The sequence below is a fragment of the Paraburkholderia phenazinium genome (assembly GCF_900142845.1).
GTDB classification, from domain to species: Bacteria; Pseudomonadota; Gammaproteobacteria; order Burkholderiales; family Burkholderiaceae; genus Paraburkholderia; species Paraburkholderia phenazinium_A.
Genome location: NZ_FSRU01000003.1, coordinates 784,170 through 796,401, shown reverse-complemented (window position 1 = coordinate 796,401; position 12,232 = coordinate 784,170). Strand labels below are relative to the sequence as shown.

Here is a 12,232-nt window from a genome sequence, read left to right as displayed (position 1 = left end):
TAAACCATGACGATTCGCGTCGCTATCAACGGCTACGGCCGGATTGGCCGCAACACGCTGCGCGCCTTCTATGAAAACGGCAAGAAGCACGACATCCAGATCGTCGCCATCAACGACCTGGGCGATGCCAACACCAATGCCCACCTGACGCAATACGACACGGCCCACGGCAAGTTCCCGGGCGAAGTGTCGGTGGACGGCGACTACCTCGTCGTCAACGGCGACCGTATCCGCGTGCTCGCTAACCGCAACCCGGCGGAACTGCCGTGGGGCGAGCTGAACGTCGACGTCGTGCTGGAATGCACGGGCTTTTTCACGACCAAGGAAAAGGCCAGCGCGCACATCAAGGGCGGCGCGAAGAAGGTCATCATCTCGGCACCGGGCGGCAAGGATGTGGACGCAACGATCGTCTACGGCGTGAACCATCACGTGCTGAAGGCATCGGACACGGTCATCTCGAACGCATCGTGCACGACCAACTGCCTGGCGCCGCTCGTCAAGCCGCTGAACGACAAGATCGGCCTGGAAAACGGCCTGATGACGACGATCCACGCGTACACGAACGACCAGGTGCTGACCGACGTGTATCACGAAGACCTGCGCCGCGCGCGCTCGGCCACGCATAGCCAGATCCCGGCGAAGACGGGTGCGGCATCGGCCGTCGGCCTCGTGCTGCCGGAACTGAACGGCAAGCTGGACGGCTACGCGATTCGCGTCCCGACCATCAACGTGTCGATCGTCGACCTGTCGTTTATCGCCAAGCGCGACACGACGGTGGATGAGGTCAACGCAATCATGAAGGAAGCGTCGGAAGGCTCGCTGAAGGGCATCCTCGGCTACAACAAGGCGCCGCTGGTGTCGATCGACTTCAACCACAACCCGGCTTCGTCGACTTTCGACTCGACGCTGACGAAGGTGTCGGGCCGTCTGGTGAAGGTGTCGAGCTGGTACGACAACGAGTGGGGTTTCTCGAACCGCATGCTGGATACGACTGTCGCGCTCATGAACGCGAAGTAAGCGGGTTTGCGGCGCGCTTCCAGTGCGCTTCACGTGCTCTGGCGCGCTGCATTCGCAGATAGAAAAACCGCTCCTCGGAGCGGTTTTTTTACGCCTGCGTTCAGGCCGGCATCTGCATCTGCACTGGCGCGTGAATGCCTCTACCCCTTCGGCACTGGAAAAAACACGCCGGCGCGCTGCGCGGCGTTGGTGATGTGCGCCTCGATGGCCTTGCCGGTCGCCGCCGAATCGCGCGTCTTGAGCGCGTCGAGTATCTCGCGATGCTCGTGATACGTGGACAGCACCAATTCGCGCCGGAAGAACGGCATGCGCTGGCTCTCCTTCATGATGTCCGAACTGCTGCGCAGGATCGATTCGATCGCCGCATTGCCGGCAATGCTCACCATGCGCATGTGAAAGTCGAAGTCGAGTTGCGCGGCCTCATCCAGTTCGTTGCAGGCTAGCGCGCTGTGCATCGCGTCGATGTTCTGCTCGAACCATTCAAGGTCGGCGTCGCTGATCGCGAGCGCCGCCATGCGCGCGACGAAGCCTTCCAGGGCAAAGCGCATCTGATACGTATCCGGCAGCGACGACTGCTCCGCAAACCGCCACGGGTTGGCAGCGGACACCTGTGAGCTCTCCACATACACACCTTTGCCGGGACGGATCATCAGGAGCCCGAGCGCCTCGAGCGTCGATAGCGCTTCACGCAGCGAAGCGCGGCTGATGGCCAGTTCTTCGGAGAGCTGACGTTGCGCGGGCAACAGACTGCCCACCGGATACACGCCGCCTTCGATCCGTTCGCGGATCGTGGCAATGGCGGAGTCGGTAACGGTATGCGGAACGTTTTTCATGATCCTCGGGCAGTCGCGCGGTCTGACCGGCATTGTAATCCGCGGCTTCCGCGGCCGCACCGCGTAATTAATCTTCCGACAAACCAGCGCTCATCCGTCGTGGATTCAGGCGGGTAAACACTATTATTTTCCGCCTTGACTCGACTATATCGGCTTCCTACTATTCGCCATAACAGTACTGGTCGGACCAGTATGAACAGATGATATCCGTAACCGGGAGAAGGCCGTGTTGAAGTTTTTCAATTCGCTGTTTGGCCGGGTGGTGATCGCTCTAGTGGCGGGCATTGTGATCGGCGCGCTGTTTCCGCATTTCGCTCAATCGTTGCGGCCGCTCGGCGACGGCTTTCTGAAGCTGATCAAGATGGTGATCGGTCCGATCGTGTTCTGTGTCGTGGTGAGCGGCATGGCGCACGCGGGCGATCTGAAGAAAGTGGGGCGGGTCGGCCTGAAGGCGGTGGTCTACTTCGAGTTCATGACGACGATCGCGCTCCTGATAGGCGCGGTGCTGGCGTATGTCACGAAGCCCGGCGTCGGCATGAACATCAATCTGCATTCGCTCGATGCCGCGTCGCTCACGACCTATACCGAGCACACCAAAGATCTGAAGGACACCGCAGGATTTCTGCTGAAGATCATTCCGGACACGGCCTTCAACGCGTTCGCCACCGGCGATATCCTGCAGATCCTCGTGTTTTCGGTGCTGTTCGGCTCGGCCTTGTCGCTGCTTGGCGGTAAGGCGCAAAAGGTGAGCGGCCTGATCGACGAACTCGCCCAGGTCTTCTTTCGCGTGATGAGCTTCATCATCAAGCTGGCGCCGCTCGGCGTGCTGGGCGCGATCGCATTCACCACCGGCACCTATGGCGTCGCCTCGCTCGAGCAACTGGGACTGCTGGTGGTGGTGTTCTACGCGAGCTGCATTGTGTTCGTTGCGGTGGTGCTCGGCGTGGTGATGCGGCTCGCCGGCTTCAGCGTCTTCAAGCTGATTCGCTATCTGCGCGAGGAGATGTCGATTGTGCTCGGCACTGCATCCTCCGATGCCGTCTTGCCGCAAGTGATGCGCAAGCTCGAATGGATGGGGGTGAAGGATTCGACCGTTGGCCTCGTGATCCCCACCGGTTACTCGTTCAATCTGGATGGCTTCTCGATCTACCTGACGCTCGCGGTGATCTTTATCGCTCAGGCCACCAACACGCCGCTGTCGCTGCACGATCTGATCGTGGTGGTGCTGGTGTCGCTGGTCACGTCGAAGGGCGCTCACGGCATCCCCGGTTCGGCGATCGTGATTCTGGCCGCGACACTCTCCGCGATTCCCGCCATTCCGGTGCTCGGTCTGGTGCTGATCCTGCCGGTGGACTGGTTCGTCGGGATTGCCCGCGCGCTGACCAATCTGATCGGCAATTGCGTCGCCACGGTCGTGGTGGCCGTTTGGGAAAACGATATCGACAAGGTCCGCGCCCGTCATGTGTTGAATCGCGAGGCCGCTTATCTGTACGTTCCGGCCGGTGAGGAAACAGCCGCTGCGCCGGTCTCCGCCGATCCCGCGACCGCGATCTGATCCAGGGCGCAGCCTCGACAGCGCACATCAGCACATACCTCGTCCGGCGGGCGTCGTCGCGTCCACAAGCGTGACCAGCACCACCCGCCGGCTTTCCCTTCCCTATCGATTGACCGAGACCATGGCTACTCCGATCCTCGACCCCAACGCCCCCGCCTTCACGCGCCGCTACATGAATCTGGCCGACCCGCGCCTCGGTGCGAAAGCGCTCTTCGCCAGCGACGAATTCTTCGCGCCGAAAGAGCGCATGCTCGATCCGCAACCGGCGGTGTTCATCCCCGGCAAGTACGACGATCACGGCAAGTGGATGGACGGCTGGGAGACTCGCCGCAAGCGCACCACGGGGCACGACTACTGCGTGGTCCAACTGGCGCGGCCGGGCGTGATCCATGGCGTGGATCTGGACACGAGCCACTTCACTGGCAATTTCCCGCCGGCCGCCTCGCTCGAGGGCTGCCATGCGGACGGCGAGATGCCGCCGGACAACGCCGAATGGCACGCGCTCGTGCCGGCGATGACGCTGCAAGGCAATCAACACCATTACGTCGCAGTCGACGACACGCGTGCCTTCACCCATCTGCGCGTGAATCTGTATCCGGACGGCGGCCTTGCGCGCCTGCGCGTGTACGGACAGCCGAAGCGCGACTGGGCGCGCGTCGAGCGCGGCAGTCTGATCGATCTGGCAGCCATCGAAAACGGCGCCTACCTGGTCGCCGCCAACAACCAGCACTTCGGACCGGCCTCGCAGATGCTGATGCCGGGACGCGGCGTCAACATGGGCGACGGCTGGGAAACGCGACGCCGCCGCGAGCCGGGTAACGACTGGGCGATCGTCGCGCTGGCGCGGCCGGGCGTGATCCGCAAGGTTGAAGTCGACACCGCTTACTTCAAGGGCAATTTCCCGGACCGCTGTTCGCTGCAGGCCGCGAGCGTGAGCGGCGGCACGGACGAGTCGCTCGTCACGCAGGCGATGTTCTGGCCGGTGCTGATGGACGAGCAGAAGCTGCAGATGGACCACGTGCATCCGTTCGAAGCGGAGCTCGCCTCGCTCGGGCCGGTTACGCATGTGCGTTTCAATATCTTTCCGGACGGCGGCGTGTCGCGCCTGCGTCTGTGGGGCGAGCTGGCGTAAGCGACGAATGGCGAAGGAGGAGACCGGGCTATGAAGACCCTGCAGATGGAACGCCTGACACGTGCTGCGTTCGCACCGTTCGGCGAGGTGATCGAACTGGACGGCGCGCGCCACTTCCCGATCAACGGCGGCACGACCGAGCGCTATCACGATCTTGCCAGGGTCGACGTCGGCGAGCAGGGCGGCCGGCCGCTGGTCAATCTGTTTCGCGCCCAGCCGCGCAGCTTGCCGGTCGAAATTGGAATGATGGAGCGGCATCCGCTCGGCAGTCAGGCTTTCCTTCCGCTTGCGGGGGCGAGCTACCTGATCGTGGTTGCGCCGGCGGGCGAATTCGATCCGGCGCAGATGCGCGCGTTCTGGACCGAGGGCTGGCAGGGCGTCAACTATGCAAAGGGGGTCTGGCACCACCCGTTGCTTGCTCTCGAGCGTGTCAGCGATTTCGTGGTGGTGGATCGAGGCGGCGAGCAGCCTAACTGCGACGAGCTTGCGCTGGTCGAGCCCTGGCGTCTTGTGCGCTAGTGGCGGGTGGGCATGGCGGCTGACGTCCAAGTCGATGCTATGGCCGCCGTTACCGGCCGTTACAGCCACCGAGCGAGGCCAGGACGCTTAGGACACGCCGACAGTGCGTTTAGCGCACCACGCAGCAGCGCCAGAACGCAAAAAACCCGGTCGACTTTCATCGACCGGGTTTCCTTTTATTACTTGCTGCGCTTGCGCGCCGTCAGGCGCGCGGCCATAGTGCGCTTCAATGTTTGCGATGCGGGCACTTTTCCTTGGTGCACGCGCCGTACAGCGCCAGCGCGTGTTCCTGCAGCTTGAAACCGCGCTCTTTGGCGATGGCTTGCTGGCGGCTTTCGATTTCCTGATCGAAGAACTCCTCGACCAGCCCGCAGTCGATACACACCAGGTGATCGTGGTGGGTGCCTTCGTTCAGCTCGAACACGGCTTTGCCGGATTCGAAGTTGCTGCGCGACAGCAGCCCTGCCTGCTCGAACTGCGTGAGCACGCGATAGACGGTGGCGAGGCCAATGTCTAGCTCTTCGTGCAGCAGGTTGCGGTACACGTCTTCAGCGGTCAGGTGACGCACCGGGCTGTGCTGGAAAATCTCCAGAATCTTGAGGCGCGGTAGGGTCGCCTTGAGGCCGATATTTTTCAGATCGGTTGGATTGGTCATGGCAAGGGATCCCTAGAGTACAATGCAGGGTTCTAATAGTAATGTGTTTTCGCTGTTCAGGTCATCTTCGATGCAATGAAACTCGCGCGGCTCGCCACTGGCAGGGCCCGCACGGTGAGTGAAATGATTTCAAAATCTCTATTGATCTACCGGGGGAGCCGCATGCGGGGTACCTTGATTGCTGCAGCGACTGTCGCGGTTCTTGCCGGATGCTCGACGTACGACAGCGTAACGCAGCGAATCGCCCAAAGCATTACGCCATATCGGATTACCGTTGTGCAGGGTAACTTTGTCTCAGCAGAGGCAGCTGCCCAGATGCAGGTCGGCATGTCGCGCGACCAGGTCCGCCAGTTGCTCGGCACGCCGCTCCTCGCCGACATGTTCCACGCGGACCGCTGGGACTACGTGTTCTATTTCAAGCGCGGCAACACGAGCGTTGTGCAGCAGCGCGACTTTGTCGTGAATTTCGCGGGTGAGCGCGTTGCGAGCTGGTCGGGCGGTCAGGATCTGCCGTCCAACCTCGAACTGCTCGCCGAAATCGACGGCGACAAGCGCGGCAAGAAGGCGTTTGCAGCCGCGGCAGCGGCAGCCAGCGCGCCGGTCGCCGCTTCGGGCACGGCTGCAGCCGCAGCCACGGCTACGCCGCCGGCAGATGCCGCGGCAGCCGCGGGGCAGTCGATGGACCCGAATGCTGAAGCCGCGCAGGCCGCCAACCGTGCAACGGACGCCGTGCAGGCGCCGACCGGCAAGATCACGCCGTCGGTGCGGGCCGGTACGCCGACCGCGAACGGTGGTGTGGTTCCGCAAGGCGCTACGTCGCCGGGCCAGCCGCAGTTCCAGTTCACGCGTCCGCCGCCGCCCACGGTGCCGGGTGCGCCGCAAGAGAATCCGGTCGGCCCGGCAGGCTCGCAGAGCAACAACGGCCCGACCTACAACGCACCGCTCACGTCGGCGCCCGCATCGGCTCCGGGAACGGGTAGCTAAAAACGTTGTCCCTGACAATGACGGGCCGCGTGCGCAGCGCGAGCCCGTCATTTGTGTTTCTTCCGCCATTTCGCGGTTTTCGCGGCGCGCTGTGCGTCGCTTTTTGCCATTGACTGCCATGAACATTGCTATTGCCGGTGCATCGGGCCGTATGGGCCGAATGCTGATCGAAACCGTCCTGAACGATTCTGGCGTCAAACTTTCCGGCGCGCTCGTGCGCCCCGGTTCGTCGCAGCTCGGCCAGGATGCCGGGGCGTTCCTCGGCAAGCAAACCGGTGTGCTGCTCACCGACGACATCGAGCAGGTGTTTGCCCAGTCCGACTACCTGATCGACTTCACGCGTCCGGCCGGCACGCTGGTGCATCTCGAAGCGGCGCTGCGCCACAACGTCAAGCTGGTGATCGGCACCACGGGTTTCGATAACGAGCAGAAGGCGCAACTGCGCGCGGCTGGCGAAAAGATCGGCGTCGTGTTCGCGGCCAACATGAGCGTGGGTGTCAACGTCACGCTCAAGCTGCTCGAATACGCGGCACGCCATTTCGCCACCGGTTACGACATCGAGATCATCGAGGCGCATCATCGTCACAAGGTGGACGCGCCGTCCGGCACCGCGCTCGCCATGGGCGAAGCGATCGCCGGTGCGCTCGGCCGCAATCTCGACGACTGCGCGGTCTATGGCCGCGAGGGCGTCACCGGCGAGCGCGATCCGTCCACCATCGGCTTTGCGGCGATTCGCGGCGGCGACATCGTCGGCGACCATACGGTGCTGTTCGCAGGCATCGGCGAGCGCATCGAGATCACGCACAAATCGGCGAGCCGGCTGTCTTATGCACAGGGCGCGCTGCGCGCCGTGCATTTCCTCGAAGGCCACGCAAACGGCTTTTTCGACATGCAGGACGTGCTCGGCCTGCGCTGAGCGCGCAACTGTCCCGCGTGCGCCTCGAGCCCGCTTGAGGCGCAACCGGCGCACACTTTCCGACGGCGAGGTCCAATGGCAGGCACCGGCATTCTTCACTACCTGCAATCCAGCGATACGATCACGCATGCCGTAGCCTACGTGCTGCTGGCTATGTCGGTGGCGAGCTGGTGCTTCCTGATCGTCAAGGGCTGGATGCTGGGCCGTGCGAAGCGTCAGGCGGCACGCGCGATTGCCCAGTTCTGGCAAGCGCCCACGCTCTCGGAAGGCGTCGCCGCGTTGCGGCGCGCGGACAGCGAGCGGGTCTTCACACCGCTTGCCGAAGCCGCGCTGCACGCCACGGAAGTGGATATCCCAGGCGCCTTGCTCGCGCGCGTCGAACGTAGCGAGCGCGTGCTGCGGGCCCTGCGCCAGGCGCTCACCGCCTCGCAACGGCGGCTTGAATTTGGCCAGGTGTTGCTCGCCTCAGTGGGCAGCACGGCGCCGTTTGTCGGTCTGCTGGGTACCGTCTGGGGCATCTATCATGCGCTCGGCAGCATTGCCGCGAGCGGGCAGGCGATGATCGAAAACGTCGCCGGTCCGGTCGGCGAGGCGCTGATCATGACGGCCTTCGGCCTCGTGGTGGCGATCCCCGCGGTGCTCGCTTATAACGTGCTTGGCCGCATGGTGCGGCAGTTGTCCGAGGAACTGGACGGCTTCGCGCACGATCTGCACGCCTACGTCTGCGCGCCCGCCCCGGTGGCGCCGCAGGTGAAATCAGCCCAGCCCAGTTCAGCCTAACGTTCACCCTTGGTCAGGCAGGAGGTCGAGATGGCATTCGGCGGACTCGAAAAACGGCAAACCGCGGCGCCGATGGCGGAGATCAACATGACGCCGTTGATCGACGTGATGCTGGTGCTGCTTGTGATTTTTATCATTACGGCGCCTTTATTCACGCACGCCATCCGGCTCGACTTGCCGAAAGTCGCCGCTGCGCCGGCGCGCCAGACGCCGCAGACCATTTCGCTGTCCATCGACGCCGCGGGCAAGATCTACTGGAACGGCACCGTCCTGACCCTCGAGCAGATGCGCGCGCGCTTCGTGGAGGCGGGCAAAGCGGCGGAGCAGCCGGAGATCCAGCTACGCGCCGAGCGTTCGACGCGCTATGAGGTCATCGCCCAGGTGATGGGCGCCGCCCAGCAGGCCGGGCTCGAGCGACTCGGCTTCGTGACGGATCCGCCGCCGCCCGTGACGAGCCATTAGCCGTGCCGCGCGGCGCGCAGCGGACCCCTCGTCGAACGGTATAATCAGCGTTTTCCCCTGTAAAAGGGGAAACGACGCCATTTCATCAAGCAGAGCACCAGGCCCGGTGCGAAAGCACCGAACCCAGCGATCCCATCACACCATGCACGAAAAATACGTTCCCTCCGACGTCGAATCCGCCGCGCAAGGGCAATGGCGCGCCGTCGACGCCTATAAGACAACGGAAACCACCGACAAGCCCAAGTTCTACTGCGTCTCGATGCTGCCGTATCCGTCGGGCAAGCTGCACATGGGCCACGTGCGCAACTACACGATCAACGACGTGATGTACCGCTATCTGCGGATGAACGGCTACAACGTGCTGATGCCGATGGGTTGGGACGCGTTCGGCATGCCGGCGGAAAACGCCGCGATGGCCAACAACGTGCCGCCGGCCAAGTGGACGTACGACAACATCGCGTACATGAAGAAGCAGATGCAGTCGATGGGTCTCGCGATCGACTGGTCGCGCGAAGTCGCCACCTGCAGCCCGGACTACTACAAGTGGAACCAGTGGCTGTTCCTGAAGATGCTGGAAAAGGGCATCGCGTACAAGAAGACCGGCACCGTGAACTGGGACCCGGTCGACCAGACCGTGCTCGCCAACGAGCAGGTGATAGACGGGCGCGGCTGGCGCTCGGGCGCGCTGGTGGAAAAGCGCGAGATCCCGATGTACTACATGCGCATCACCCAGTACGCCGACGAACTGCTGAACGACCTCGAAGGCCTCGGCTGGCCCGAGCGCGTCAAGGTCATGCAGCAGAACTGGATCGGCAAGAGCTTCGGTGTGAACTTCGGCTTCCCGTACGAGATCGACGGCGAGCAGAAGGTGCTGCGCGTGTTCACCACGCGCGCCGACACGATCATGGGCGTGACCTTCTGCGCCGTGGCCGCCGAGCATCCGCTCGCCACGCGCCTCGCCGAGGACAAGCCGGAACTGCAGGCCTTCATCGAAGAATGCAAGCGCGGCGGTGTCGCCGAGGCTGATGTCGCCACGATGGAAAAGAAGGGCATGGGCACGGGTTTCTACGTCACGCATCCGTTGACGCAGGAGCAGGTCGAAGTGTGGATCGGCAACTACGTGCTGATGAGCTACGGGGAAGGCGCGGTGATGGGCGTGCCTTCGCACGACGAGCGCGATTTCGCGTTTGCGAAGAAATACGATCTGCCGATCAGGCAGGTGGTGGCGCTCGAAGGCAAGGAATACTCGACCGACGCCTGGCAGGAATGGTACGGCGACAAGAACGGCACGCTGGTCAACAGCGGCAAGTACGACGGCATGGCCTACACGCAGGCCGTCGACGCGATCGCCAGCGACCTCAAGGAACTCGGCCTCGGCGACAAGCAGGTCACCTACCGTCTGCGCGACTGGGGTGTCTCGCGCCAGCGTTACTGGGGCACGCCGATCCCGATCATCTACTGCGACACCTGCGGCGACGTGCCGGTGCCGGAGCAGGATTTGCCGGTGGTGCTGCCGGAAGATCTCGTACCGGACGGTACGGGCAACCCGCTCGCGAAGTCCGAAGCGTTCGTGAACTGCACCTGCCCGAAGTGCGGCGCGCCTGCGAAGCGCGAAACCGACACGATGGACACGTTCGTCGATTCGTCGTGGTACTTCTACCGCTATGCCGCGCCGGATGCGAAGACCATGGTCGACGCACGCACCGACTACTGGATGCCGATGGACCAGTACATCGGCGGCATCGAACACGCCATCCTGCACTTGTTGTATTCGCGCTTCTGGGCGAAGGTCTCGCGCGATCTGGGCATCGTCAAGTTCGGCGAGCCGGCCAAGAACCTGCTCACGCAGGGCATGGTGCTCAACGAAACCTACTACCGCGAAAACGAAGCGGGCAAGAAGACCTGGTACAACCCGCTCGACGTCACCGTCACGCACGACGACAAGGGCCGCCCGATCGGCGCCACCTCGATTGCCGACGGTCAGCCGGTGGTGCTGGGCGGCGTCGAGAAGATGTCGAAGTCGAAGAACAACGGCGTCGATCCGCAGGTGCTGATCGACCAGTACGGCGCCGACACCGCGCGTCTCTTCGTGATGTTCGCCGCGCCGCCTGAGCAGCAGCTCGAATGGTCGGGCGCCGGCGTGGAAGGCGCGAGCCGCTTCCTGCGTCGCGTGTGGGGCTTCGGTCATGCGAACGAAGCGGCATTGCGCGAACGCGGTTCGTTCGACGCCGCGCAACTCGCCGAAACGGACAAGGTGCTGCGCCGCGAGATCTACAGCGTGCTGAAGCAGGCCGATTTCGACTACCAGCGTCTGCAGTACAACACGGTGGTGTCGGCGGCAATGAAGATGCTCAACGCGCTCGACAGCGCCAAGGGCGCCCAGCCGGCGGTGCTGCGGGAATGCTACGGCGTGCTGCTGCGCGTGCTGTACCCGGTGGTGCCGCATGCGACGTTTCAACTGTGGCAAGAACTCGGCTATGCCGATGAGTTCGGCACGCTGCTCGACGCAGCCTGGCCGAAGGTCGACGAGAAGGCGCTGGAGCAGGCCGAGATCGAACTGGTGCTGCAGGTGAACGGCAAGGTGCGCGGCGCGGTGAAGGTTGCCAAGGACGCCCCGCGTGACGCGATCGAGCAGGCCGCGCTCGCGCATGAGATGTTCGCCAGGTTCGCTGAAGGCAACGCGCCGAAGAAGATCATCGTCGTGCCGGGACGTCTCGTGAACATCGTCGTTTGACGGTGCAGCCGGGAATGAGCAGTGGGCCGCTGCGAACTGCGGCGGCGCACGAATGGGGTACGGGATTTACTGCGAACCAGGAGCCAATGTGACTCGCAGAACGTTTTTGACGCTGGCGTGCGGGGTCATGGTGTTGTCCGCCTGTGGTTTCCAGCTGCGCGGTCAGCAGGACTATCCGTTCAAACGCCTCGCTGTGACGGGTGCGCCGCCTGCCTTCATCGGGCGCTTTAGCCGGATGGTGCAGGGCGGCAGCGATACGGTGGTGGTCGCTTCGGCCGCCAATGCCGATGCCATTCTGCGGGTAACCGAAAGCAGCGGTACAAGCGTGCTGACGATGAACTCGCTCGGTGTCGTCGAGGAGTATCAGTTGAACTACACGCTGTACTACTCGCTCGTCGGCGCGGACGGAACGCAACTGATTCCCCAGAGCACCATTGCGCTGAACCGGGCGATGACCTATAGCGATGAGTACTCGCAGGCAAAGGCCTCGGAGTCCGTGCTTCTGATGACGGATATGCAAAACGACGCAGTCGACCAGTTGGTACGCCGCCTCGGCGTGGTGCACTCGCTGCACCCCGAGCCGGGCCAGGGTGTGCCACCTATTTCGCCGCGCGCGCCGCTGCCGCCGCCGCCGCTTTGATCCGT

12 protein-coding genes are annotated in these 12,232 nt (G+C 63.4%); 10 read left to right on the top strand and 2 right to left on the bottom strand.

The window, feature by feature from the left end; translation table 11 throughout:
- The first annotated feature begins 6 nt into the window (after positions 1-6).
- Positions 7-1,017 (top strand): type I glyceraldehyde-3-phosphate dehydrogenase, encoded by a 1,011-nt coding sequence (gap, locus tag BUS12_RS37190; RefSeq protein WP_074302499.1) that lies wholly within the window; start codon positions 7-9, stop codon positions 1,015-1,017.
- A 140-nt stretch (positions 1,018-1,157) separates the two neighbouring features.
- Here the strand turns inward: gap and BUS12_RS37185 are convergent, their stop codons facing one another.
- Positions 1,158-1,850 carry a FadR/GntR family transcriptional regulator gene (locus BUS12_RS37185; protein ID WP_074302497.1) on the bottom strand — a complete coding sequence of 231 codons (693 nt, stop codon included), beginning with the start codon at positions 1,848-1,850 and terminating at the stop codon, positions 1,158-1,160.
- 226 nt (positions 1,851-2,076) lie between these two features.
- Here BUS12_RS37185 and BUS12_RS37180 point away from each other — a divergent pair, with 226 nt between their 5' ends.
- From BUS12_RS37180 to BUS12_RS37170, 3 genes are all read left to right on the top strand, one after another.
- Positions 2,077-3,405, top strand: coding sequence for a C4-dicarboxylate transporter DctA (locus BUS12_RS37180; RefSeq protein WP_074302495.1), 1,329 nt, complete (start codon positions 2,077-2,079; stop codon positions 3,403-3,405).
- A gap of 121 nt (positions 3,406-3,526) precedes the next feature.
- Positions 3,527-4,537, top strand: a complete 1,011-nt coding sequence (gene alc, locus BUS12_RS37175; protein WP_074302493.1) for an allantoicase — start codon at positions 3,527-3,529, stop codon at positions 4,535-4,537.
- A gap of 30 nt (positions 4,538-4,567) precedes the next feature.
- Positions 4,568-5,056, top strand: a complete 489-nt coding sequence (locus BUS12_RS37170) for an ureidoglycolate lyase (RefSeq protein ID WP_074302491.1) — start codon at positions 4,568-4,570, stop codon at positions 5,054-5,056.
- Positions 5,057-5,282: 226 nt separating this feature from the next.
- Here BUS12_RS37170 and fur read toward each other — a convergent pair whose 3' ends face one another.
- On the bottom strand, positions 5,283-5,711 hold the full coding sequence (gene fur, locus BUS12_RS37165; RefSeq protein WP_074302488.1) for a ferric iron uptake transcriptional regulator: 429 nt from the start codon (positions 5,709-5,711) through the stop codon (positions 5,283-5,285).
- A gap of 162 nt (positions 5,712-5,873) precedes the next feature.
- Between fur and BUS12_RS37160 the strand changes: the two genes are divergently transcribed.
- The 6 genes from BUS12_RS37160 to lptE all read left to right on the top strand — a co-directional run bounded on the left by BUS12_RS37160 (position 5,874) and on the right by lptE (position 12,227).
- Positions 5,874-6,695 (top strand): outer membrane protein assembly factor BamE, encoded by an 822-nt coding sequence (locus BUS12_RS37160; RefSeq protein WP_074302486.1) that lies wholly within the window; start codon positions 5,874-5,876, stop codon positions 6,693-6,695.
- Positions 6,696-6,813: 118 nt separating this feature from the next.
- Positions 6,814-7,611, top strand: coding sequence for a 4-hydroxy-tetrahydrodipicolinate reductase (gene dapB, locus BUS12_RS37155; RefSeq protein ID WP_074302484.1), 798 nt, complete (start codon positions 6,814-6,816; stop codon positions 7,609-7,611).
- Between the two features lie 75 nt (positions 7,612-7,686).
- Complete coding sequence (locus BUS12_RS37150; protein ID WP_074302483.1) at positions 7,687-8,391, top strand: MotA/TolQ/ExbB proton channel family protein; 705 nt, start codon at positions 7,687-7,689, stop codon at positions 8,389-8,391.
- A gap of 30 nt (positions 8,392-8,421) precedes the next feature.
- Positions 8,422-8,853, top strand: coding sequence for an ExbD/TolR family protein (locus BUS12_RS37145; RefSeq protein ID WP_074302481.1), 432 nt, complete (start codon positions 8,422-8,424; stop codon positions 8,851-8,853).
- Between the two features lie 142 nt (positions 8,854-8,995).
- Positions 8,996-11,587, top strand: coding sequence for a leucine--tRNA ligase (gene leuS / locus BUS12_RS37140; RefSeq protein WP_074302478.1), 2,592 nt, complete (start codon positions 8,996-8,998; stop codon positions 11,585-11,587).
- Between the two features lie 88 nt (positions 11,588-11,675).
- Entirely contained in the window at positions 11,676-12,227 is a 552-nt protein-coding gene (gene lptE / locus BUS12_RS37135) for an LPS-assembly lipoprotein LptE (protein WP_253190312.1), read from the top strand.
- Positions 12,228-12,232: the final 5 nt, after the last annotated feature.

Coding starts and splice junctions, on each gene's coding strand:
- leuS (WP_074302478.1), top strand. CDS start 8,996: ATGCACGAAAAATACGTTCCCTCCGACGTCGAATCCGCCGCGCAAGGG.
- gap (WP_074302499.1), top strand. CDS start 7: ATGACGATTCGCGTCGCTATCAACGGCTACGGCCGGATTGGCCGCAAC.
- BUS12_RS37160 (WP_074302486.1), top strand. CDS start 5,874: ATGCGGGGTACCTTGATTGCTGCAGCGACTGTCGCGGTTCTTGCCGGA.
- BUS12_RS37170 (WP_074302491.1), top strand. CDS start 4,568: ATGAAGACCCTGCAGATGGAACGCCTGACACGTGCTGCGTTCGCACCG.
- alc (WP_074302493.1), top strand. CDS start 3,527: ATGGCTACTCCGATCCTCGACCCCAACGCCCCCGCCTTCACGCGCCGC.
- BUS12_RS37150 (WP_074302483.1), top strand. CDS start 7,687: ATGGCAGGCACCGGCATTCTTCACTACCTGCAATCCAGCGATACGATC.
- BUS12_RS37145 (WP_074302481.1), top strand. CDS start 8,422: ATGGCATTCGGCGGACTCGAAAAACGGCAAACCGCGGCGCCGATGGCG.
- dapB (WP_074302484.1), top strand. CDS start 6,814: ATGAACATTGCTATTGCCGGTGCATCGGGCCGTATGGGCCGAATGCTG.
- fur (WP_074302488.1), bottom strand. CDS start 5,711: ATGACCAATCCAACCGATCTGAAAAATATCGGCCTCAAGGCGACCCTA.
- BUS12_RS37185 (WP_074302497.1), bottom strand. CDS start 1,850: ATGAAAAACGTTCCGCATACCGTTACCGACTCCGCCATTGCCACGATC.